The following is a 22699-nucleotide window of genomic DNA, read 5'->3' on the forward strand; positions in this document are numbered from 1 at the left end:
TTTACTAGTTAAATGCGCTCGACGATGGCTGTCGCTACATCGCGCGTGGTATAGCCTGCATCGGGAAAGATATCTGGCGTGCCAACCCCTGCAGCTACAGCTTCGGCTACGGCTTTCTCAATACGCCGTGCAGCCTCGTCTTGCGCTAATGAGTAGCGCAACATCAATGCCGCACTAAGTATTTGCGCAATGGGATTAGCGACCCCTTTACCAGCAATATCTGGTGCCGAGCCGCCGGCAGGTTCATATAAACCGAAGCCGGATTGATTAAGACTAGCCGAGGGCAACAACCCCATAGAGCCGGTGATCATGGCGCACTCATCGGACAAAATATCGCCAAACAAGTTGTCACACAGCAGCACGTCAAACTGGCTCGGCTGCTTCACGAGCTGCATCGCGGCATTATCAATGTAGATATGATCGAGCGTGACATCGGGGTAGTCTTTACTTACGTCATTCACTACCTCTCGCCACAACACACTGGTGGCCAAGACATTGGCCTTATCCACCGAGGTAACATGATTATGGCGCAGCCGCGCCGCTTCAAAAGCAAACCGAGCGATGCGCTCAATTTCACTACGAGCATAGGTTTGCGTATCAAACGCAGCTTCGTGCTGCCCTTCACCACTGCGTCCTTTCTCTCCGAAATAAATCCCCCCTGTTAACTCGCGTACACAGAGTATATCGAAGCCATGAGCGCTAATATCTTGGCGCAGCGGAGAGGAGGTGCTCAGCGCAGGCAATAATTGCGCTGGGCGTAAGTTACAAAATAACCCGAAGTGCTTGCGTAGCGGCAATAATGACGCCCGCTCTGGCTGTTGCTCAGGAGGGAGGTTTTCCCATTTTGGTCCCCCTACGGCACCAAACAGTATCGCGTCTGCGGTTTCACATGCCGCCAACGTTTGCTGCGGCAGCGCTACACCAAACTCATCAATGGCGCCGCCGCCAACGGCGTGATGATGCAGGTTAAGGCTAAAGCCAAATTCGCGACAGCATGCCGCTAATACCATTTCTGCTGCGGCCATCACTTCTGGACCAATGCCATCGCCGGGTAATACGGCGATACTGTAACTGTTTTGACTCATCCTGCTTTCCTTTGTTGCTGCTTTAAGCTCGACACTTGCTGTGCTCGATGAATAATGTTGTAAACGCGGATCATGGCACGTACCGACGCTTCGACGATGTCGGCGGCAAGCCCCGCACCGTGGTAAGTACGCCCCTGATATTGGGCAATAATGTCAACCTGGCCTAAAGAGCTAGCTCCTTGCCCGGTGGCATCTAAGTTGTATTCAATCACCTCCACCGCCATGCCGGTTAGTCGGGCTATGGCAGCAAAAGACGCTTCTACCGGGCCGTTACCCGTGGCCGCTTCTTGACGCTGTTCACCGGCAATACTCAAGCCGATGGTCGAACTGGCGACTGATTGTGAGTTCGACGCGGAATTAACAAACTGCAACTGGTAATAATCGTCTTTATCGGTGATTTGATTGAAATAAATAATGGCTTCAAGGTCGTAGTCGTATACCGTGCCTTTTTGATCGGCTAGCTCCAAAAAGCTGGCGTATAAGCTATCCATATCGTAGTCACCGCCTTGATAACCTAGTTCACTCAAGCGATGTTCAATAACATGACGGCCCGAGCGCGAGGTCATATTCAGTTGATTATTGGGCACTCCAACACTCTCTGGCGACATGATTTCATAAGTATTCTGCGCCTTGAGTACACCGTCTTGGTGAATACCTGAGCTGTGGGCAAAGGCATTTTCGCCGACAATGGCCTTGTTCGGCTGCACTGGCATATTGCAGATCTTAGCGACCTGACGCGACGCCCGATATATCTCTTCACTGCGAATATCGCTGTGCACTTGCAAATGGTCTTGGCGCATTTTCATGATCATCGCCACTTCCTCTAACGAGCAATTTCCAGCGCGCTCACCAATGCCATTAATGGTGCATTCGATTTGTCGTGCTCCCGCTTGCACAGCGGCAATAGAGTTGGCTACCGCTAAGCCTAAATCATTATGGCAATGCACACTTAAGCGTGCTTGATCAATATTGCTGACATGCGTTTTGAGATAACGGATCATGGCAGCGTATTCATCTGGAGTAACATAGCCGACCGTGTCAGGCAGATTGATAGTGCTGGCGCCTGCGGCAATGGCGCGCTCGACGACATAACATAAATCATCATGGGGTGTGCGCCCGGCATCTTCGCAGGAAAACTCAACGTCATCAGTGTATTGACGGGCTTGGCTAATTGCCTGCACCGCCATGTCGGTGGCCTCGGCGAGCGTCATGCGTAACTTATGTTCTAGGTGCAGTGGACTGGTGGCGATGAAGGTATGTATGCGGGCTCGCTGCGCGCCCTTCAGCGCCTCCCCGCATGCTTCAATGTCTTTGCTCACTGCTCGTGCTAAGCCACAAATAATGGGCCCTTGCACCTCATTAGCAATACGCTGGACGGCACGGAAATCAGCAGGGCTGGACACCGGGAAACCAACTTCCATCACATCCACGTTAAGACGACTGATTGCATGAGCCAGTTGCAGTTTGTCGTCTTCCGTCAAACTTGCTTTCAATGCTTGCTCACCATCGCGAAGGGTGGTGTCAAATATCCATACCTTGTCTTGCATACTCAGTCCTCTAAAAGATTACCGCCAGAAATAAAAAACCCCGCTCGGGAGGGCGGGGTTGTGTTCGTTTCGTATTACTAACAATCAATACATCACGCCCCGCTAAAGCTCACAAGGAGTAGCAGGTTTAGGAGCAATGTAATGAATTGATTGGTGCGCATAATTGAGCATCGCTGTTAGTAAGATGGCTATTTTTTAACACTAAGAGAACAGCGGGGCAAGCATAAAAATTCCAAAATTCGCTGCAAAAACCCGCAAATAAAGGAATCATAATTCAATAACCAGAGATGAAGCGAATTAAAATAGCAAATTAGATACTGAGAGGACAAAGAAGGCGCTCAAAAAACAGAAATGGCGCCAAGGTTATTTTATTTTCCAAAAGCGTTTATTTGTTCGCTTTTTGTGCATAGTGGTTGCCGCCATGAGAGATATAACGCAGCTGCCAAATCAACCGCTCTATTAGCTCCTCACGCGACTGCCCTTCTAGGTCAAGCGCTTCAGCGCCAGATGTGAACACTATGGTGACCATGGCTTCGGCTTGCATATGGGCGTGCGAGGCATCACAGCGCGTCTCGCTTTCCAAATAATGCGCTAATTCGAGGATAAAATGCTTAATTTCTCGGGCCACGGCGGCACGAAACGCTTTTGAGGTGCCTGAGCGCTCGCGTAACAACAGTCGAAACTGATTCGGTTGATTATCAATAAACTCCAAAAAAGTCAGTACCGATGTGGAAATGACGCTGCCACCACTGGCTATTCGTCGCCGAGCCTGGCGCATAAGTTGACGCAAAGTCAGGCCTGCCTCGTCGACCATAGTTAAGCCCAGCTCATTCATATCTTTAAAGTGGCGGTAGAAAGAAGTGGGAGCAATCCCCGCCTCGCGCGCGACTTCACGCAAGCTCAAGTTGGAAAAGCTATGTTCAGCACTGAGCTGATTGAATGCTGCTTCTATCAGAGCTTGACGAGTTTTTAGTTTTTGCTGGGCGCGAACTCCGGCCATCTTTGCCACCTAAGCAGTTAAAAACTTAAGTCTAATACTTGACGCTAAAGGATTGAACCTCTATTTTAGCGTACAGTTGTACGCTGAGATTATTTATAGAATAGTTATAGAATGAAAAAACCACCTATTTTGTGGGTCAATGTGCTGTTTTTTAGCCTGTCATTTTTGGCCGCCATTACGTTAGTTCCCTGGTATGGAATCACCTACGGATACACAAGCGCGCACTGGATTGCCTTTATTGCCTGTATGTTTTATGCCGGGCTATCAATCACGGCTGGATATCACCGCTTATGGGCGCACAAAGCCTATGAGGCACACCCTGTTATCGAAGTGATTTTCGCACTCGGCGGGGCCTTCGCACTGCAAAACAGTGCGTTGCATTGGAGTAGCGATCACCGTGTACACCACGGCCAGGTTGACGATCCAGTAAAAGACCCCTACGCCGCCACGCGCGGATTCTGGTACAGCCATATCGGCTGGATGCTCAGAGACTATCAGGGTGAACAATACAGTAACTACAACAACGCCCGTGACTTACAGCGTAATAAAATAGTGATGTGGCAGCATCGCCATTATATGAAGTTGGTCTGGGCGATGAACCTCGGCCTGCCACTGCTATTAGGGCTGATCTTTGGTAACGTGCTAGGCATGATGTTACTTGTGGGCTTACTGCGCCTGGTACTATCACAACACTTTACGTTTTTTATTAATTCTTTGGCGCATATTTGGGGTTCACGCCCATACACCGAAAAAAACACCGCCCGCGATAATGGTTTCTTGGCGCTATTAACTTATGGTGAGGGCTATCATAATTTTCACCATATTTTCGCCAGCGACTATCGCAATGGCATTCGTTGGTGGCATTATGATCCGACCAAGTGGCTGATCCGCGCCTGCTCATGGGTCGGCTTAGCGAAAAAGCTAAAGCGCACTCCAGTGGAGCGTATTGAGCGCGCCAAAGCACAAACTTTAATGAGCCGTACCCAAGGTAAACTGGCAGCCATTGAAAGTGCTCAGGAAAAACTGGTTTTGCTTCAAAGCGAGTATGATGTACTGTTGAAAAAACTTCAGCATTTTTGCCAAGTGCAAAAGCAAGTACTTGAAGCAAAGCGCGATTCGGTGCTGCAACAATGCGAAAAATCCGCTTTAATGAAGCAATACCATGAATTAGAAGATGCCTGGCAAGCGCAAAAACAAGCTTGGTTAGCCCTCAACGCCCGCTTGCTTAAGGCTCATTGTTAATGCCCTAAGGAGTCACCGTGGCAAAGCAAACAGCAAGCAAAAAACAGCAACCTAAAGCAGAGGCATCGTATCAGTACGATGCCATTATCATTGGCACAGGTCCTGGCGGTGAAGGAACCGCCATGAATCTTGCGAAAAGCAATAAGAAGGTTGCTGTCATTGAACGTCAGCAAGCCGTAGGCGGTGGCTGTGTGCACTGGGGAACCATTCCTTCAAAGGCGTTGCGCCATTCAGTGAGCCGCTATATTGAGTACAAAGCAAATCCGCTATTCAATATCACCGAACGCCCAGGACGCATTACCTTTGCCGACATCCTAAATCATACCAGTTCAGTTATCTCTAAGCAGTCAAGTTTACGCAGCAGCTTTTACGAGCGTAACCGTATTGACTTGTTTCAAGGAGAAGCCAGTTTCGTTGATAAAACAACGGTTAACGTGCAGCATCAAGATGGTTCGTTTGAACGCTTAAGCGCGCCTATTATAGTAATCGCCACGGGCTCACGCCCTTACCGCCCTAAAGAAATTGATTTTAACCACCCTCGGGTATTCGACAGCGACACCATTTTAAGCCTCAAAGACGATCCTCAGCGCATTCTTATTTACGGTGCTGGCGTGATTGGCTGTGAGTACGCATCTATTTTTAAAGGTTTGGGCATGAAGGTAGACTTGGTCAACACTCGCGACCGTTTGCTGGCCTTTATGGATGATGAAATATCCGACGCTTTAAGTTATCACTTTTGGAACAGTGGCATCTTCATTCGCCATAATGAGGAATTCGACCACGTCGAAACCAAAGACGATGGCATTATCATGCATATGAAATCAGGCAAACGCGTCAAAGCCGACTGCTTATTATTTGCCAACGGCCGAACCGGTAATACTGATACCCTAAACTTGCAAGCCATTGGCCTTAAAGCCGACGGTCGTGGTCAGCTGAAAGTCAACGAGAGCTACCAAACCGAAGTCGATAATGTATATGCCGTTGGTGATGTAATTGGTTACCCAAGTCTAGCCAGTGCAGCTTTTGACCAAGGCCGTATTTGCGCCGATGCCATTGTTCAAGGTGAGTGCAAAGAAAAGCTGATTATTGATATTCCTGCCGGGATTTATACCATCCCAGAGATGAGTTCAGTGGGTAAAACAGAGCAACAACTTACCGCCGCAAAAATTCCTTACGAGGTGGGTCGCGCCCAATTTAAACACCTAGCTCGAGCGCAAATCGCTGGTACCGACGTCGGTAGTTTAAAAATTCTTTTCCATAGTGAGACTAAAGAAGTACTGGGTGTGCATTGCTTCGGCGAACGCGCCTCGGAGATTGTCCACATCGGCCAAGCTATTATGGAGCAAAAAGGCAGTGGCAATAATGTCGAATACTTTGTTAACACCACCTTCAACTATCCTACGATGGCCGAGGCCTACCGCGTTGCAGCGCTTAACGGGCTAAATCGTTTGGTTTGATACACATCATATATAACTGAAAAAATGGGCATTGTGCCCATTTTTTCTATAAGAGCTCTTGTTCGCCTGTAAAATTATTGTAAACTCTTAAACATATAAGAAAAAAAGACAGGTAATGAGGGAATGGGTATACGTGCATTAGGGCTTTGTGCCGCGCTCGGTCTTGCTAGCTTCACCGCTTTCGCTGACTACTCCAGTGCAACAAAAGATCTCAAAAATGAAGATTACACTGCTGCGTTTAACGAATTTAAACAGCTAGCACAACAAGGCCACGCTAAGGCAATGTACGAGCTGGCACGTATGTATGAACTTGGGCTCGGTACCGAGGAAGATATTTACAGTGCATTCTCCTGGTACATGATTGCTTTGGACTTTGGCAACGATGATGCCAAAGATCGCTATCGTAAGATCCGTCGTATGGTTCCTTCGCGCAAAGAAGGCAAAGATCACTACAAAGCACTCGCTCGTGATTTTGGTTTTGATGTTCACCAGCGCGTCTTGGCTCCAGTAAAAGATAAATCTGGACATGATGCCCGCTATATCACCGTCAAAAGCAAAGTTGAGCCGGAGTATGGAAGTAGCTTAGCTGAAGTACAAAGTGCTTGGGCTACCGTGGGCTTTGACGTTAATCAACAAGGCCAGGTTGTTAACCACCGTGTTATTGCTTCATTCCCTAAAGATGTCATTGATGACGCCGCCCTAGAGGCCATTAGCCAATGGCAATATAAGGTGCCCAACGACTACAGTGGTGAACCGCAAGCCGTTTATGACCTAACCCATACCTTCAAGTTAGAAGCTTCTAAAAAGAGCCATCGTCGCGAATATGAATCGCAGTTAGCTGAGTATGCACAAAAGCTAAAAGCACTGGCCGAGGATGGCAATAACTATGCCCAGGCTCGCTATGCCATGATGCTAGAGAGCGATCTGATTGAACAGTCAAAAGATCACTACCTAGATTGGTATTACCGTGCTGCCCGCAATGGTAACTATGACGCGCAATTGTGGATGGTACGCTGTTTTGAGTACGGCACCGCGTGTAAAGCCGATAAAGATAAAGCCTTTTCATGGTTAGAGCTTGCGAGTAACAGTGGTAATGAGCGGGCACAGTATCAACTAGCAACTAAGCTACTTGATTATGAAACCATTCATTATGACTTAGATAGAGCTGCAGATATCCTCAGAAAAGCGACTCACAACCAGTACTTACCGGCCATGATCGCATACGCAAAGTTGCTCGCTTTCGCAGACAAAGAGTCAATTCGTAATTACGAAGAAGCGGTAAAATATGCCGAGCTAGCGCGATCAGATGCGCCTGACAACCCAGTGTTACTGTCAGTATTGGGAGTGGCTTATAGCGAGCTGGGTCGCATGCAACAGGGCGAAAAGTACCTGCGCCAAGCCTATGACGAAGCTAAACGTCGTAATTGGCCAACACAAAACTACTTAGAGCTGATGGAAGGCCGCGCATCCATGATGGCCAATGGCACCAGCTTAATATATTAACTTAACGCCTGATATAACCTCTTCATTACAAATACAAAAAAGCCCGCGAAAGCGGGCTTTTTATTGCCTAGTAAATCGTTACTTGTGGTATTTACGGCTTAGCTCACCTACGGCATTAATAAACGCACCAGCGTGCTCTGGGTTAACATCCGGAGTAATACCGTGGCCTAGGTTAAAGATATGTCCTGTGCCCTCGCCAAAGCCTGCAAGAATAGTTTCAACCTCTGAGCGGATGCGCTCAGGCGAAGCATGCAGCATAGACGGGTCCATATTTCCTTGCAGAGCGACTTGGTCTCCCACTCGGCGCTTAGCATCGGCAATATCAATGGTCCAATCCAAACCGATTGCATCACAACCAGTAGCCGCGATTTTTTCAATCCATTGGCCGCCATTTTTAGTGAACAAGGTGACAGGCACTTTACGACCATCATGCTCCCTGATTAAACCATCAACGATCTTTTGCATGTAACGCAAAGAAAACTCTTCGTAATCACGCGGGCTTAACACCCCACCCCAAGAATCGAATACCATGAGTGATTGCGCACCGGCCTTTACTTGGGCATTCAAATAGCTAGTAACCGAGTCTGCGAGCTTATCCAATAACAAGTGTAAAGTTTTAGGCTCAGCAAATGCCATTTTCTTAATTTTGCCGAACGTCTTACTGCTACCGCCTTCAACCATATAAGTAGCAAGTGTCCAAGGCGAGCCAGAAAAGCCTATCAGTGGCACCTCACCTTTTAATTCACGACGAATAGTACGCACTGCATTCATCACATAGCCAAGCTCGTCTTCAGGGTCAGGAATAGCAAGATTGGCAACTTCCTGATAGCTACTTAATGGGCGCTCAAACTTAGGCCCTTCTCCGGTTTCGAAGTAAAGCCCAAGACCCATCGCGTCAGGAATAGTGAGAATATCACTGAAGAGTATGGCGGCATCTAAAGGGTACCGGCGCAGTGGTTGCAGGGTCACTTCACAGGCCAGTTCCGCGTTCTTACATAAGCTCATAAAGTCACCCGCTTGAGCTCGTGTAGCGCGATACTCAGGAAGGTAACGTCCAGCTTGACGCATCATCCAGACCGGAGTTTGGTCCACTGGCTGTTTTGCTAGGGCGCGAAGATAACGATCATTTTTCAATTCGCTCATGGCGTGACTCTTTTTTACTGAAAATAAACTGCGATTATTCTAACACAACCGCACTGTGGCACTATGAATTAGATCATTGAATCAGACAAAATCTTGCGCTTTTAAAAAGATTCACTGTTCAGCTTTTAGTGATTTTTGATAAAAAAAAGTAAATTTTTCTGTTAAAGAACTTGCAACACACATACGACCTTGGTATAACTATATCCGTTGCTAGAGAACAATAATAAAAAGCTAGAAACACATTAAATAAAAAGAAGCTCGATTAACGAGACTGCTAAAGAAATTCGGCCACCCTTGCGGTGGCTTTTTCTTTTCTAACGCCTTCCCCCTCAATACGCCTTGTATAGCCAAGTTTTATGCTGATTCCATACACTTATAGATCGATTAATTCGCAAAAATAGGTTGACCTTTGACGCAGATTTCCTTTTTATAGGGGTATGACCAACGCAGGTTAGGAGAGCAACGATGTTATCGCGGTTGGAAAAAGCACAACAGAAATGGGGCGGCAGCCACACAGTTATTGATAAATGGTTAGCAGAGCGCCAGGAGCTGCTTGTGCAGTACTGCAATATGGCGGGCAATTCGCACAACGCGAAGCATGATAAAGCATTGCCCGAGCCGGCGACTATCCAGCAATTTTGTCAGTTGTTAATGGATTACTTATCTGCCGGACACTTTGAAATCTATGATGACATCGTTAAGCAATGTGAAAGTCGTGGACCAGAGAGCTTAGAGCTGGCTCAATCCCTTTACCCACAAATTTCTGCAACTACAGATGTGGCTTTAGACTTTAACGACAGCTACGCCGAGGTTAAAGGTGATGACCTGATGGAAAACTTCGACAATGACTTGTCAGCATTAGGGGAAGCACTTAGCACCCGCTTTGAATTAGAGGATGAACTGATTCACAACCTCTACACCAATCATACATAGAAAAATAACGCCTCAGCAAAAAGGAGGCGTTATTTTTAGTGCTTTACAGGCACAAAAAAAGAGAGCCTAGGCTCTCTTTTTTTATCTAGCTACTTATTCTGCTGCAGCTTCTTCTTTAGGCTTAACAATCTCTAGCAACTCAACTTCAAATACTAAAGTAGAGTTAGCTGGGATCTTGCCAAGGTCACGCTCGCCATAAGCAAGCTCTGACGGAATAGTAAATTTGTACTTCGCACCCACAGGCATAAGTTGCAGGCCTTCAGTCCAACCTGGGATCACACGATTAAGTGGGAAGGTAGTCGGTTCGTTACGTGAGTATGAGCTGTCGAACTCAGTGCCATCAAGTAAAGTACCTTTATAGTGTACTTTTACAGTATCTGTTTCAGCAGGCTTTTCACCATCGCCTTGCTCAAGTACTTCGTACTGCAGGCCTGACTCAGTGACTTCAACGCCTTCTTTTTTAGCATTCTCAGCAAGGTACTTCTCGCCTTCTGCTAGGTTTTCTTGTGCTGCCGCTTTCGCCTGCTCTTGTTGCTTAGCGCGAACAGACTCGTCTAGTGCAGTCAGTACTTCACGGATTTTTTCTTCTTCGATTTTTGCATCACCTGCAAGTGCATCTTTAAAACCACGTAACATAAGCTCTTGATCAAGCTCGATACCCAGTTCTTTTTTATCCGCTAAATCTTTGTTTAAGAAGTTACCAACAGACGCACCAATGCCATAAGATTGCTGCTGAGCTTCGGTTTCTAGTTTTACTTCTTTTACCTCTGGCTTAGCCGCTTCTTGATTACACGCCGTAAGTGCTAGTACAGACGCTGCAACGAGCGATAGCTTAATTGTTTTTTTCATACATAGTCTCCAGCAACTTGGTGTTGCCATTTTAAGGTTACAAAACTAAATTTTGATTAGAGTTAGCATAAAGCTAGCTCTGGCTTTCAACTCCAGCATGAGGCTGTTTTTCTAATTACTTTAATGAAATAATTAGGAAAACAACCTAGAGTTGTGACTTCTAGTCTAACTGCTTGCGACAGCAGAGTTAAGGGACGCTGGTAAATTTATGTTAATAATTCGCTCACTCTCCATTGTTATCTGCTTAGCGCTCTTAATTGCTTGCCAGCCACAACATTCGGATGCCATAAAGCAGTATCAACACGCCAGCGCAGGGGCTTTTGATGCCGCCATTTCTGCTGATGGCCAATACAGCTTGGTCTCCACCATAGAACATGGTGTCGCAGTCTGGGACAATCAAGCCAATGCGTTAAAATTTCAATGGTACCTTAAAGAAGATGAACAGAATCTTGTTATCGCATTAGCTATTGCCGACGACAATAGCACCGCTGTTACGGCAACTAAAACAGAGTTTGCAGTGTGGGATATACAAAGCGGTGAGAACCTTGGCTTTTATAGCATTAAGGCGTCTCACATTCGTGACATCGCCATAGCAAATCAAGGCCGTTATGTGCTTTATGGTCGTGCTGATGGGGTCGCTGTGCATGTAGATTTACAAACCGGGCGGCGCATTGAGTTTTTAGGCCATCAAGAGAAAATTAACGCCGTCGCCTTATCACCTAACGGCCGCTACGCGCTAAGCGGTGCCAATGACTACGCGGCTTATCTGTGGGATACGCGAAGTGGTCAAGTGGTCTATCGCTTTAACCATGCTAGTCGCGTCACCCAAGTTGCACTCGACCCTCAAGGGCGCTTCGCATTTAGTGCTGGGAGCAAACGCCAAGCGAGTATTTGGGATTTGCGCACAGGTGCACAACATAGCCAATTGCAGTATATTGCGCGACAAAAGATTTTCAGCGCGGTGCGCTTTTCCAACGATGGTCAGTGGCTGGCTACAGGTTCGCCTAGCCGCGAGCTTGCGCTATGGGATACTCACTCGGGTAAGCGAGTATTAGACTACCAAGTGGCAGCTAGAGCAAATAGCCAGCCAAAATCTGCGGTGGTGTTTGCCGTCGCCTTTACCAACAACAATCAATTACTCACGGAGAGCTCCAGCGGCTTGAGTGAATATTTCAATATAAAGGGCATGCCATGAACCAATTAGAAACACGTATAGAGAACCTTGAAGCCAAGGTAGCGTTTCAAGACGAAACGATTGATGTGCTCAATGATGAAATCAAGGCCCACCAGCAGCAACTCGCTAAAATGCGCCGACAAATGGAATTACTGGGTGAGAAGCTAAGAGAAGTGCAAAGTAACTCCGGTGGCACGCAAGAACTTGAGCCACCACCGCCGCATTATTAATTATTCCGGCTTGAAGACGCCAATCACTTGTTCAAACTGACGCGTGGACGCCTGCACGGCGTTTTCGGGCTGGGTCATAATATGGCCACATTGCACGCACTGCACTTTTTCTACATCGTGCTCTTTATATAGCATCATGGTGTCCATTTGCTGACATTCAGGGCAGCTAGCCCCTGCGATAAAGCGCTTTTTCTGTTTCATTATCATTACCTCTTTGGCCATCGCTGCGTGTGGCTCGGTGCAGCAACTGCCGCTAGTGTATCACAAAAACTTTCCCGCTTGAGTGTGCTGGCCGTGTTATCATTCGCACATTACTAATTAGCGTGCAGTAACTATGATTCAGATTACCGATATCGAGCTTTTACGCGGCCCTAAATGCTTGTTAAAAAATGCCAATGCCACTTTGTTCCCGCAGCATAAAGTGGGCCTAGTGGGCAGCAACGGGTGCGGTAAATCAAGCCTGTTTGCCCTACTCAAAGGTGAGCTACAACTCGATGCAGGCAACGCTAAGGTGCCAAAAGAGTGGTCTATAGCCTCGGTAAAGCAGGAAACGCCTGCATTGGCGATCACTGCCTTGGAATACGTGCTACAAGGTAATCCGGATTACTACGCGTTGCGCTGTCAGCTAAAACAAGCAGAGCAACAAGGCGATGGCGAGACACAAGCTCAAGTGCACCAACAGCTTGAGCTGATGAAGGGCTATAGTATTGAGGCCAAAGCTGGCGAATTGCTGCATGGTCTCGGTTTTTCCAATACCCAAATAGACTATGCGGTCAGTGACTTCTCTGGTGGTTGGCGTATGCGCTTGAATTTGGCGCAAGCGTTGATCCGTGATGCCGATTTATTGTTGCTGGATGAACCTACTAACCACCTAGACTTAGACGCTGTATATTGGCTCGAACGATTTTTACGCAGTTATGCCGGGACCTTGGTTCTGATTTCTCACGACCGGGAGTTTTTAGATGCAGTAGTCGGTGAGATTTGGCATATCGATCAGCAGCAAATTAATGTTTATAAAGGTAACTACTCTCAATTTGAGCGACAAAAAGCCGAGCGTTTAGCGCAACAACAAGCGCAATTCGACAAGCAACAAGAGCAAATTGCTCACTTGGAAAAGTTTATTACCCGCTTTAAAGCGAAAGCCAGCAAGGCCAAACAGGCGCAAAGCCGCGTGAAAGCACTGGAGCGCATGGAAAAACTGGCGCCTGCGCATGTCGACTCGCCGTTTGATTTTAGCTTCGCAGAGCCGGATGCCCTGCCCAACCCCTTGATTGCCCTCGATGGCGCCCAGGCCGGCTATGGTGACACCACCATTTTACACAGTATTAAGCTAAACCTAGTCCCGGGCAGCCGCATTGCCCTACTCGGGCGCAATGGCGCAGGTAAATCGACATTAATTAAGCTACTAGCCCAAGAGTTGGCCCCGCAAGCGGGTGATGTATTTTTCCACCAAGGCCTCAAAGTCGGTTACTTTGCCCAGCATCAGCTTGAAGCGCTTGATTTACAAGCAAGTCCGGTAACCCATTTGCAGCGCCTAAACCCGCAGGCCAGCGAACAGTCGCTACGCGACTTTTTGGGTGGCTTTGCCTTTATCGGCGATAAAGCCCTAGACCCTGTAGCGCCGTTTTCAGGCGGTGAAAAAGCACGTTTGGTATTGGCCATGTTAGTGTATCAAAAGCCCAATTTACTGCTGCTGGATGAGCCCACTAACCACCTTGACTTAGAGATGCGCCATGCCCTCGTGATGGCGCTGCAAAGTTTTGATGGCGCCATGGTCACCGTGTCCCACGATCGCCACCTACTGAAAAATACCGCCGATGAGTTTTACTTGGTTGATAGTGGCGAAGTTCGCCAGTTTGGCTATGACTTAGATGCTTACTACCAGTGGCTAACGAAGGCTAACCAAGAGCAAAAGCAGACTCAGGTTGAGCCCGATAAAGCCAACTCCAGCGCCAACAGAAAAGAGCAAAAACGCAAAGAAGCAGAGTTTCGCAAACATGTGCAACCGCTAAAAAAAGCCATCGACAAGCTGGAAAAACAGCTCGATACACTCGCGCCCAAGCTGGCCGATATTGAAAGTCAGCTCAGCGACAATAGTGTTTACGAGGAGCAGCATAAAGAGAGACTAAAACAATTATTGGCTCAGCAGAGCGATTATGCTCAGCAACAGGAGGCTGCCGAAGAACAATTGCTCGAACATATGGATGAACTTGAGCAACAGGAGCAGGCCTTTTATGAAAGCAATTGATGCCGCCGATTTTTGGCAGTTCAGCCTAAGTGTGTATGACAATGAGCAAGTACAAAAAACCTTGCTTAATTGGCAAAATGATTATGGTCTGAACGTCAACCTGTGTTTATTCTTGGCTTACTTAGATTATCAACATGTGGCACTTCAAGCAGAGCAGTTAGACTCCTTGATAGCCAGTATTGGCGATTTTAATGAGCATGCACTGCAACCACTGCGTGATATTCGCGGTTACCTCAAACGCAACCAAAGCAGTGTTGTGAACTACAATAATATTCGCACACAGATACTGGACTTAGAGCTGGCCATGGAAAAGCTGCAGCAGCATCAACTTGTGAGCGCCTGCAACACCTTAACTCTGCGCCATAATACCCAGGCTTTTAACCTCGCATTGTATTTACCTAATGCGTTATTGCCATTAAAAGCTGATCTGGATCAAGCTCTACACCAAAGCCCTGCTTAAGGCCAACGCGATATTGATCTAGGTCATATCTCATCCCCCTGGCGTCCCCTACACTTAACACATCAAAGGAACAGGAGACGCCACCATGCAAGTATTTTTTCGCGACTTTTTCTCAGACCCAGTATTGTTTTTGTCGTTCGGCTTCCTCACTGTAGTGATCCTACTTTGCTTGTTTTATGTGGGCTTTTTTATCAAGAAAGTAATGGACGCTGAGGTTCCTGAAGGACAGTAACAACCAATCACCTCCTCGCTGTGCGAGGTGATAACCAACCAAATTAAGCACGACGCACAAAGCCTCCTCTAATCTCGGTATTAGCGGGGGCTTTATTTTTGTGTCTATAGCCAGCAGTGAAAGTTTGATACTATTAGGCTCTGGATATTCTTGGTTAATATGTTGTGAGCACACATTTTACTCCTGCTTGGTGGATGCCAGGCCGTCACTTACAAACTATCTTACCGCGCTATTTTCGTCCCGGCTTTAAAGTGGCTTATCACCGCGAAGTGATCACCACCGAAGACGATGACTTCCTCGATCTTGCTTGGGCACAGCCCGCACAACCCGATAAGCCGTTGGTGATTATTTTGCATGGCTTGGAAGGCAATATAGATAGTTTTTATGCTAAAGGCATGATGAAGGCATTGCAGCAATCAGGACTTGATGCCGTATTAATGCATTTTCGTAATTGCTCTGGCGAAGTGAACCGCCAACCTCGCGCTTATCATAGTGGTGAAACCGAGGATCTGGGATTTTTAATTCGCACTTTGCAACAACGCTTTGGCCAACGCCCCTTAGCGGCCGTGGGCTTTTCGTTAGGGGGAAATGTACTGGCCAAATACCTGGGTGAGCAAGGTGAAAAAAGTGGTCTCAGCGCTGCGGCAGTGGTCAGCGCTCCCCATGACTTATCCAGTTCATGTCAGGTGATCCGTAAGAGCCTAGGAAAGATTTATCAGCACTACCTACTCGGTAGAATGAAAAAGTCCATGGCGCGTAAACTTCCCCAGCTGCAAGACACGCTGGCACTCAATGAACAACAGTTACGCAGTATTAATGACCTCTGGGATTTTGATAATCAGGTGACGGCGCCGCTGCATGGCTTTACCGATGCTGAGGACTATTACCAAAAGAGCAGTGCCAAGTCCTATTTAAAGCGCATAGCCACCCCCACACTAATTATCCATGCCGAGGATGACCCGATGCTGGCACCCGAAGCCGTGCCACGCCCTGAGGATGTGTCACATGCCGTCGACTTACGCGTATCCAAGCGCGGAGGCCATGTTGGATTTATTAGCAATAAAGGCCTATTTGGGGCGGAGTTTTGGCTCGAGAAAGCCGTCCCAGAGTTTTTTGCCAAACACCTAGGACAATCATGATTATTCCCTATAAAGAACTAAGTAAAGAAGCACTTACCAACCTTATAGAGCAGTTCATCCTGCGTGAAGGAACCGACTATGGTGAAACCGAAGTGGGCAACCAAACTAAAATTGAGCAGGTTCTGACACAACTGAAAAACGGCGAAGCACTGATTGTGTACTCTGAGCTTCATGAAGAAGTGAACATTATGAGTGCACAGCAGTTTAAGCAAATGCAGGCCGAAGAAGGGGATTACCAAATCGATCGCGATGAGTTTTAACTCATCGCCCCGGAGGATACAAACTCAATAAGGTACTAACGCCTGCGAATCCAGCAACGCTTTGCAAAACACCTCTCATACATGTCGCTTAAGCACTTTCCAAAGGCTCGCTGATCCGCATCGGCTAAATAAAAAGCGCTCAGTTATTCATAAACTCTTGGATAAAAGCCTCACTAGCGACGTTTAAACATTGTGTAGTGATACTGGCATCCATCAACTGCCTGCGACCAAACCGACTACCTGTACACCGCCCTATTTTGCCACCCCATTCAGTCGCTTGTGCACGCGATGTAATTGCATTTGGCACCTGCGGAGCAATAGACGCCATGCACTCGGAAAGGTGGTTTTGAGTATGCTGCACACATTGATTGAAATTATAAGTGAAACAAACACGGGCAAATTGCTCGGGCTGACAAAACATCTCCGGAAACTGTTGTTCAAACATATCGAGGAAATGATCAGATGCTAGCTCTTTTTGCGCCAAAGAACTCAGGGGAAGAAGCGAGATAAACGCAGTTATCGCCTTTTTCATTATATGTTCTCAACAGGATAAGTTTGCTTCGCGGTACCGGTTGAACTGTTATATAAGATGGCATTTTCAGGTGGCATTGCGTACTCCTTGCTAAAACGAACTTCCTTGCTGTCTACATTATATGCACGGCTGTTCGGTTGGCAACCACCGCGCTGCACTTGAGTTACCGGCTAATTCTAGCGACAATGGTTCACTCACTACGATAACAATAAAGAGCGGCAGATATGAAACTTTCCACCCTAGGCGCAGCGCTAGCAATCGCACTAGGCAGCACAAGTGTTGCAGCACAGGATGACTACCAGGCATCAGAAAAAGCAATTCAACTGGCAAAAGACAATATTCTTATCGATACCCATATCGATGTACCCTATCGCATTCACAATAAATGGGATGATGTCAGTAAAGCGACCGAACGCGGTGACTTTGATTACCCGCGTGCTATCGAAGGCGGCCTTAACGCGCCGTTTATGTCTATTTACATCCCCGCCCACTTAGAGTTCGAAGGTAAGGGGAAAAGCTACGAGTTAGCAAACCAACTTATTGATATGATGGAGGCGCTCGCATACCGTGCCCCAGACAAATTTGCCATTGCTGATTCAGTGGCCGATGTTGAGCAGCAGTTTAAAAATGGCGTTATGTCGCTGGCAATGGGGATGGAAAATGGCTCACCCATTGAGGGCGAGCTGAAAAATCTGCACCACTTCTATGAGCGTGGTGTGCGTTATATCACTCTTGCGCACTCGCAAAGTAACCATATTTCTGACTCAAGTTACGACATTCGCCGCAAATGGAAGGGTTTAAGCCCATTTGGCAAAGAGTTAGTACAGGAAATGAATAACGTCGGCATGCTTATTGATGTTTCGCATATTTCCGACGATGCATTTTATCAGGTCATGGATATTTCCAACGTACCGGTTATTGCCTCGCACTCATCGCTGCGTAAGTACACACCTGGCTTTGAGCGCAACATGGACGATGACATGCTACTCGCGCTGAAGAAAAATGGCGGGGTGATCCAAATAAACTTTGGCTCTAGCTTTGTGACTAACCAAGCCAACACTTGGTACGACCGCCGTGATGAAGCGCAGCAACAAGCCAAGCAGTCTGGTAAGGACACCACCGACTTTAAAGCCGCATTCCGTAAAAAGAACCCTTTCCCTTATGCCAGTTTAGAGCAAGTGCTGGATCACATTGATCACGTAGTTGAGCTTATTGGCATCGAACACGTCGGTATTGGCTCTGATTACGACGGTGTTGGCGATTCATTGCCGGTGGGTTTAAAAGACGTGTCGACTTACCCTAACCTAGTACAAGGGCTATTAGATCGTGGCTACAGCGACGCCGACATTAAAAAGATTTTAGGCGAGAATCTGCTGCGAGTATGGCGCCAAGCCGAAAGCTACGCCAAAGCCCATTAACTCATAAAGCCCGGTTCATGCCGGGCTTTTTTACCGAACGCAGGCGTTTTAAGTGCCGCAGAAAGTTTGATACTGCTCATCACTCGTAGCGGGCGGGTGCTGTAGATAGTGATGGCGTGCTTGCACTTGATAAGGGTCTTTTAAAGCCGCCAGCAAGGGCGCAAGCTTGTCACTGTGGCCTTGCTGTTCAAAGTCCGCAATCACCGCTTCAACTTGATGATTACGGGGGATCACCTGGGGGTTTGCCTTACTCATCAAGGTCGCACTTTGGCGTAAGTGTTGGTTCACCACACTCTGCCATTGCTCTAACCACGGGCCTAAATCCGCTTCGAGTTGAGCCAAGCCCGTTTGTTTACCTTGGCAATAGTCAGTGAGTTGCGCAAAGGTATTGGTAAAATCCAATTGCTGTTGCTGCATGCTCATCAACAGCTCATTAATTAATGGCTCTTGCTCACCGTCCGTTGCCAGTAATCCCAGCTTACTCATCCACATCTGTTTTAATGCCAAATTAAATTTGTCACCAAATTGGTTTAGCGCATTCGTCAGCGCTTCCACCGCCTGCTCTCGCGACGCCGCAAACAGATCAATTAAGGTCTCAGCAAAGCGCGCTAAGTTCCAGTTGGCCATCTGTGGCTGATTACCATATGCATAGCGGCCTTGGCGATCTATCGAGCTAAAGGCACGATTAAAATCAAATTGATTGATCATCGCACACGGACCGTAGTCTATGGTTTCACCACTCACCAGGGTATTGTCGGTATTCATAACGCCATGAATAAAGCCAACCCGCATCCACTGTACCACCAGCTCAATTTGCTTCGCCATCACCGCATTAAACAAAGCCAGTAAACGCGCGTCCCCCGTTTCACCTGCCAACTCCGGGTAGTGACGAGCAATAGTTAGCTCCACCAGCTGTTGTAAGGCTTGCGTTTCTTGCTGCGCCGCCAAAAACTGAAAGCTGCCGACGCGGATGTGGCTACTAGCAAGACGGCTGACGATGGCACCGGCACTTGGCTGCTGACGCATAAGGGTCTCGCCGGTTAAGGCCACGCCTAAACAACGGCTGGTAGGCACACCCAACCCTGCCAGCGCTTCACTCATAATAAACTCACGAATTGCGGGCCCTATGGCACAGAGGCCATCGCCGCCACGAGAAAATTGCGTAGCTCCCGAGCCTTTCAGTTGAATATCCCAACTTAAACCTTGCTCATCCACTAACGCGCCGAGCAAATGTGCCCGCCCATCTCCCAATAACGGCACATAATTGCCAAACTGATGTCCAGCATAAGCCAAGGCCGTGGTTTTCTTCACTCCTTGACCCAGCAGCAAGCGCTTTTGCTCATCGGCGCCTAGGCCAAATTGCTCAGCCAGTGGGGCGTTCCATAGCAACACTTGGGCTTGCTCGAAGTGCTTAACTTCGGCCTGATGACTCAGGGCTGGAATATGTTGATATGGGTTGTGAAGCTTCATAATTGTCCTTAGCTGGCGATGCCAACACGGTTGTCACCAACACTGTAGGCGATAAGTAAGCTGAGCTCTTGTAAAGAGCGGCCACTTTGTTGTTGCAAGTCGTTAAACATAGCTTGAATAGCGGTGAGTGAGCGTTTACTGTGCAAACCACCGTCGATCACCTCGTGGGCGCGGCAATAGGCTTCCACATCCCGCGATAACACAAAGGTGTCTTTGCCCATACTGCGCAGCGCGTAAGCCCCAGTGTTACCACCTAGGCGCGCACCCTGTTTTTTCAAATACTGCCACAGGCCAATAATGTCGGTGCTTGGCCACTGCGCTACGAAGTTGCTAAAACTGCCGTGCTGCTGCGCTGTTTCATAGATCATATAGCAATTTTCGGGCACCGTTTGTACCTTTTTAAAATTGCGCACGATGCGCTCATCGGCGGCCTTTTGCTCGAGTATTTCTGGCGACATCATCAGCAGCTTGTCGATATTGAAGTCCCAAAAAACCTCACGAAACCCTGACCATTTGGCATTAATAACCGACCAATAAAAGCCACTTTGAAATATCTTACGAGTAAATTCTTCTAACCAGGCATCATCGCTAAGGCGCTGCAGTTGTGCGGTGCTCAGGGGTTGACTCAATAAGGCTTCTAGCTGCGCTGACGAGCCTTTTCGCTCAAGCGCACGCTCGTATATAGCGCGATAGGTTTCCATAACGTACTTACCAATAGACTCTATAGCCGCTATTTAAACATGCGAGCAGCATCAGGAGAAGGCTCTATAAGCCCATAAAAGTGCCGTTGTTTTGTCGCGCCACTTCGCGCATTAATGTGGAGAACTTGACCATATCCCGTGAGGCCCCGCTATGGCGTTTAAAGGCGATACCATGAATCCGAGCAATGGGTTGATTGCCATGGTTTCGATTGAGGCGATTAATTTGTGCCAACGCTGCATCATAGCTAGTGCCGGTATAATCATCACCAAACACATACAGGGCTAAATCACCTTGGTAACGGGCATAAGCCTTTAAGCTGGCGGCAATCCCCTCAACCGGTGAACTGTTTGAGCTGCCACTCCAATGCTGCAATCCCCGTAATACCCCGGCTCGTTGCGCTTTACTATCGCTACGCCATGAACCGAGTTGACTGCCACCTAACACATCACCGTTATCGGATAACACCTGAAAGCCGGTAACTTGAGGGTGGTTGTTAAGTACCTCATCCAGCGTTGTTAACACACGCGGCCAAATTGTCTTCATTGACCCTGAGGTGTCGATAATAAACACCACATAATTACTATCTACCGGAATGCCGCCTACTTCATCATCACGTGCTGGGGCCTGAGCGGCACTAATGGCTGCTCGTTGGCGTTCAATTAAGCTTTGTTCGAGGCCAGAGGCGGCATCGCTCAGTTGCTGCACGTTATTTTTGGCACGGGCCACTTGCGCTTCCAGTGCGCGTTGCTGGGTGGCATTACTGGCACCTTGTGCTTGCGCCTGCGCCAATGCTTGCTCACTTTGCCTAAGCGCTTGCTGTAATTGCTGTAGTTGCTGCTCGGCGCCATCGAGGGCAATCACTAGATTGGCAACTTGACCGGCGTCGTTATACTCGCCCTGATCGGCATTTTTTGCTAATAAAATAAGCATAACAACCGCCCCAAAGGCACAGGAGATAATATCCAAAAACGACAGGCTGAATATCTCTATGGGCTCGCGTCTTTTCATGGCCAACTCCCAGCCGGGCTTATCATTAAGCCACCGGTGGCATTCGCCCAGTTCCAATAAAGAGCCGGAGCTAAAGGGTCGCCCTCAAGCGGTAACAACACAATATGGGTGGGCACCTTTGGGGCCGCCTCGGCAACACTAAACTGATGAATACGCGCACGGCAGTCACCATCGATTGTTTTCATATTGCCGCTCAGGGGTTTGCAGTTTTTAGTTTCCCGAAACCCGGGGGCACCGGCCATCATGGTGGGTAAGCCATCGGTAATGATATACAGGGCATCAAGGTTTTCCAAGGTACTGCGCATCGTCTTTAAAGCGGTATATAAGTCTGTACCATGCTCTGGCACCAAGGCATCTATATCGGCAACGACGGCTTGCATGCTGGACTCGACTTTGGCCGAGTTGATAGCGCGTAGACCCAGTACTTGGGTGCTGGAGTTAAAGCTTATTACACTGACTTGAGCATTGTTAGGAAGGCGCGCTAACAGCCATTTTGCTACGCGCTTAGTGCGCAGCCATTTGGGCCCTTGCTGTTTTTGCTGCACCGAGCCGATTTTTCGCCGGATCACCTGAATCAACTGCTCATCGGTCATTGACGCACTGGTATCAATCAAGATACCAATGCGCTGGCCCTCGACCTTAAGGCCCAACAAGTATTGCTCTTCACCACTCCCACTCAAGGCGACAGGATCATCGGCCTTGGCCGGCCCCGCTGCGGCAATTGACTGCTGCAACTGAGCAACGAGTGCTTGTTGCTGCGCTAAGGCCTGCTGCGCCGCTTGTTGAATCACTTGCAATGCCTCCACCCGCGCTTTACTGATCTGCCCATCCGCCTGCGCTTGCTTAACTTGCGCGCTCATGTCGTCCAGCTGTGCTTGTGCTGTCTGAACACGCTGCTCTGCAGCCGTCAATTGCTGCTGTAAGCGCTCTATTTCGGTGCTGGGCACTGCTGTATAAGCTTGAAACTTAATAACAATTAAGATCAGCAATACCGCGCCAAGGCCACATGCCATGACGTCTAAAAAAGATAGGTTAACCCCCTGCTCGGCGCGGCGTTTAAACATCAG

Annotated in this window: 23 protein-coding genes; 12 read left to right on the forward strand and 11 right to left on the reverse strand. The window is 48.1% G+C overall.

Annotation, left to right across the window (positions count from 1 at the left end; genetic code table 11):
* Positions 1–8 precede the first annotated feature (8 nt).
* From leuB to fabR, 3 genes are all read right to left on the reverse strand, one after another.
* Positions 9–1085, reverse strand: coding sequence for a 3-isopropylmalate dehydrogenase (gene leuB, locus MHM95_RS18220; RefSeq protein ID WP_239385962.1), 1077 nt, complete (start codon positions 1083–1085; stop codon positions 9–11).
* Positions 1082–2632, reverse strand: coding sequence for a 2-isopropylmalate synthase (gene leuA, locus MHM95_RS18225; RefSeq protein ID WP_053911818.1), 1551 nt, complete (start codon positions 2630–2632; stop codon positions 1082–1084). The genes leuB and leuA overlap by 4 nt, the downstream gene beginning before the upstream one ends.
* Positions 2633–3017: 385 nt before the next feature.
* Positions 3018–3632, reverse strand: a complete 615-nt coding sequence (fabR, locus tag MHM95_RS18230) for an HTH-type transcriptional repressor FabR (protein WP_053911819.1) — start codon at positions 3630–3632, stop codon at positions 3018–3020.
* Positions 3633–3743: 111 nt separating this feature from the next.
* On the opposite strand from fabR, the gene MHM95_RS18235 reads away from it, so the two are divergent.
* From MHM95_RS18235 to MHM95_RS18245, 3 genes are all read left to right on the forward strand, one after another.
* The gene (locus MHM95_RS18235; protein ID WP_239385963.1) at positions 3744–4874 is read left to right on the forward strand and encodes a fatty acid desaturase; all 1131 of its coding nucleotides are present in this window, start codon (positions 3744–3746) and stop codon (positions 4872–4874) included.
* A gap of 17 nt (positions 4875–4891) precedes the next feature.
* A complete protein-coding gene (sthA, locus tag MHM95_RS18240; protein WP_022945937.1) occupies positions 4892–6331 on the forward strand; it encodes a Si-specific NAD(P)(+) transhydrogenase in 1440 nt (479 codons plus the stop codon).
* Positions 6332–6454: 123 nt separating this feature from the next.
* Positions 6455–7834 carry a TonB family protein gene (locus MHM95_RS18245; RefSeq protein WP_239385964.1) on the forward strand — a complete coding sequence of 460 codons (1380 nt, stop codon included), beginning with the start codon at positions 6455–6457 and terminating at the stop codon, positions 7832–7834.
* A gap of 78 nt (positions 7835–7912) precedes the next feature.
* Here MHM95_RS18245 and hemE read toward each other — a convergent pair whose 3' ends face one another.
* Positions 7913–8977, reverse strand: a complete 1065-nt coding sequence (gene hemE, locus MHM95_RS18250) for a uroporphyrinogen decarboxylase (protein ID WP_022945935.1) — start codon at positions 8975–8977, stop codon at positions 7913–7915.
* A gap of 465 nt (positions 8978–9442) precedes the next feature.
* On the opposite strand from hemE, the gene MHM95_RS18255 reads away from it, so the two are divergent.
* Positions 9443–9910 (forward strand): Rsd/AlgQ family anti-sigma factor, encoded by a 468-nt coding sequence (locus MHM95_RS18255; RefSeq protein ID WP_022945934.1) that lies wholly within the window; start codon positions 9443–9445, stop codon positions 9908–9910.
* A 93-nt stretch (positions 9911–10003) separates the two neighbouring features.
* Here the strand turns inward: MHM95_RS18255 and fkpA are convergent, their stop codons facing one another.
* On the reverse strand, positions 10004–10759 hold the full coding sequence (fkpA, locus tag MHM95_RS18260; protein ID WP_022945933.1) for an FKBP-type peptidyl-prolyl cis-trans isomerase: 756 nt from the start codon (positions 10757–10759) through the stop codon (positions 10004–10006).
* A 208-nt stretch (positions 10760–10967) separates the two neighbouring features.
* On the opposite strand from fkpA, the gene MHM95_RS18265 reads away from it, so the two are divergent.
* Both MHM95_RS18265 and MHM95_RS18270 read left to right on the forward strand, forming a co-directional pair.
* Positions 10968–11954: a hypothetical protein gene (locus MHM95_RS18265; RefSeq protein ID WP_151173336.1), complete on the forward strand. Its 987-nt coding sequence runs from the start codon at positions 10968–10970 to the stop codon at positions 11952–11954.
* Complete coding sequence (locus MHM95_RS18270) at positions 11951–12163, forward strand: SlyX family protein (RefSeq protein ID WP_022945931.1); 213 nt, start codon at positions 11951–11953, stop codon at positions 12161–12163. Before MHM95_RS18265 ends, MHM95_RS18270 begins: the two co-directional genes overlap by 4 nt.
* Here the strand turns inward: MHM95_RS18270 and MHM95_RS18275 are convergent, their stop codons facing one another.
* On the reverse strand, positions 12164–12364 hold the full coding sequence (locus tag MHM95_RS18275; protein ID WP_022945930.1) for a YheV family putative zinc ribbon protein: 201 nt from the start codon (positions 12362–12364) through the stop codon (positions 12164–12166). It lies immediately after the preceding gene.
* Between the two features lie 133 nt (positions 12365–12497).
* Between MHM95_RS18275 and MHM95_RS18280 the strand changes: the two genes are divergently transcribed.
* The 5 genes from MHM95_RS18280 to MHM95_RS18300 all read left to right on the forward strand — a co-directional run bounded on the left by MHM95_RS18280 (position 12498) and on the right by MHM95_RS18300 (position 16502).
* On the forward strand, positions 12498–14411 hold the full coding sequence (locus MHM95_RS18280) for an ATP-binding cassette domain-containing protein (protein ID WP_045979526.1): 1914 nt from the start codon (positions 12498–12500) through the stop codon (positions 14409–14411).
* Complete coding sequence (locus MHM95_RS18285) at positions 14398–14871, forward strand: TIGR02444 family protein (RefSeq protein WP_052698222.1); 474 nt, start codon at positions 14398–14400, stop codon at positions 14869–14871. The genes MHM95_RS18280 and MHM95_RS18285 overlap by 14 nt, the downstream gene beginning before the upstream one ends.
* Positions 14872–14956: 85 nt before the next feature.
* Positions 14957–15103 carry a hypothetical protein gene (locus tag MHM95_RS18290; protein WP_165381132.1) on the forward strand — a complete coding sequence of 49 codons (147 nt, stop codon included), beginning with the start codon at positions 14957–14959 and terminating at the stop codon, positions 15101–15103.
* A 164-nt stretch (positions 15104–15267) separates the two neighbouring features.
* Positions 15268–16242 (forward strand): hydrolase, encoded by a 975-nt coding sequence (locus MHM95_RS18295; RefSeq protein WP_239385965.1) that lies wholly within the window; start codon positions 15268–15270, stop codon positions 16240–16242.
* Positions 16239–16502: a YheU family protein gene (locus MHM95_RS18300; RefSeq protein WP_138547935.1), complete on the forward strand. Its 264-nt coding sequence runs from the start codon at positions 16239–16241 to the stop codon at positions 16500–16502. Before MHM95_RS18295 ends, MHM95_RS18300 begins: the two co-directional genes overlap by 4 nt.
* 139 nt (positions 16503–16641) lie before the next feature.
* Here the strand turns inward: MHM95_RS18300 and MHM95_RS18305 are convergent, their stop codons facing one another.
* Entirely contained in the window at positions 16642–17034 is a 393-nt protein-coding gene (locus MHM95_RS18305; protein WP_239385966.1) for a hypothetical protein, read from the reverse strand.
* A gap of 224 nt (positions 17035–17258) precedes the next feature.
* Here MHM95_RS18305 and MHM95_RS18310 point away from each other — a divergent pair, with 224 nt between their 5' ends.
* Positions 17259–18452, forward strand: a complete 1194-nt coding sequence (locus MHM95_RS18310; RefSeq protein WP_022945922.1) for a dipeptidase — start codon at positions 17259–17261, stop codon at positions 18450–18452.
* 48 nt (positions 18453–18500) lie between these two features.
* Here MHM95_RS18310 and MHM95_RS18315 read toward each other — a convergent pair whose 3' ends face one another.
* The 4 genes from MHM95_RS18315 to MHM95_RS18330 form a co-directional block, all read right to left on the reverse strand.
* Positions 18501–19922, reverse strand: a complete 1422-nt coding sequence (locus MHM95_RS18315; protein ID WP_239385967.1) for a YdiU family protein — start codon at positions 19920–19922, stop codon at positions 18501–18503.
* Positions 19923–19930: 8 nt separating this feature from the next.
* Positions 19931–20623 carry a DNA-3-methyladenine glycosylase I gene (locus MHM95_RS18320; protein WP_235420151.1) on the reverse strand — a complete coding sequence of 231 codons (693 nt, stop codon included), beginning with the start codon at positions 20621–20623 and terminating at the stop codon, positions 19931–19933.
* Positions 20624–20687: 64 nt separating this feature from the next.
* Positions 20688–21632: a hypothetical protein gene (locus tag MHM95_RS18325; RefSeq protein ID WP_239385968.1), complete on the reverse strand. Its 945-nt coding sequence runs from the start codon at positions 21630–21632 to the stop codon at positions 20688–20690.
* Positions 21629–22696 (reverse strand): vWA domain-containing protein, encoded by a 1068-nt coding sequence (locus tag MHM95_RS18330; RefSeq protein ID WP_239385969.1) that lies wholly within the window; start codon positions 22694–22696, stop codon positions 21629–21631. Before MHM95_RS18330 ends, MHM95_RS18325 begins: the two co-directional genes overlap by 4 nt.
* Between the last annotated feature and the right edge of the window lie 3 nt (positions 22697–22699).

The sequence above is a fragment of the Pseudoalteromonas sp. CnMc7-15 genome (assembly GCF_022347925.1).
Taxonomy (GTDB): Bacteria; Pseudomonadota; Gammaproteobacteria; order Enterobacterales; family Alteromonadaceae; genus Pseudoalteromonas; species Pseudoalteromonas ruthenica.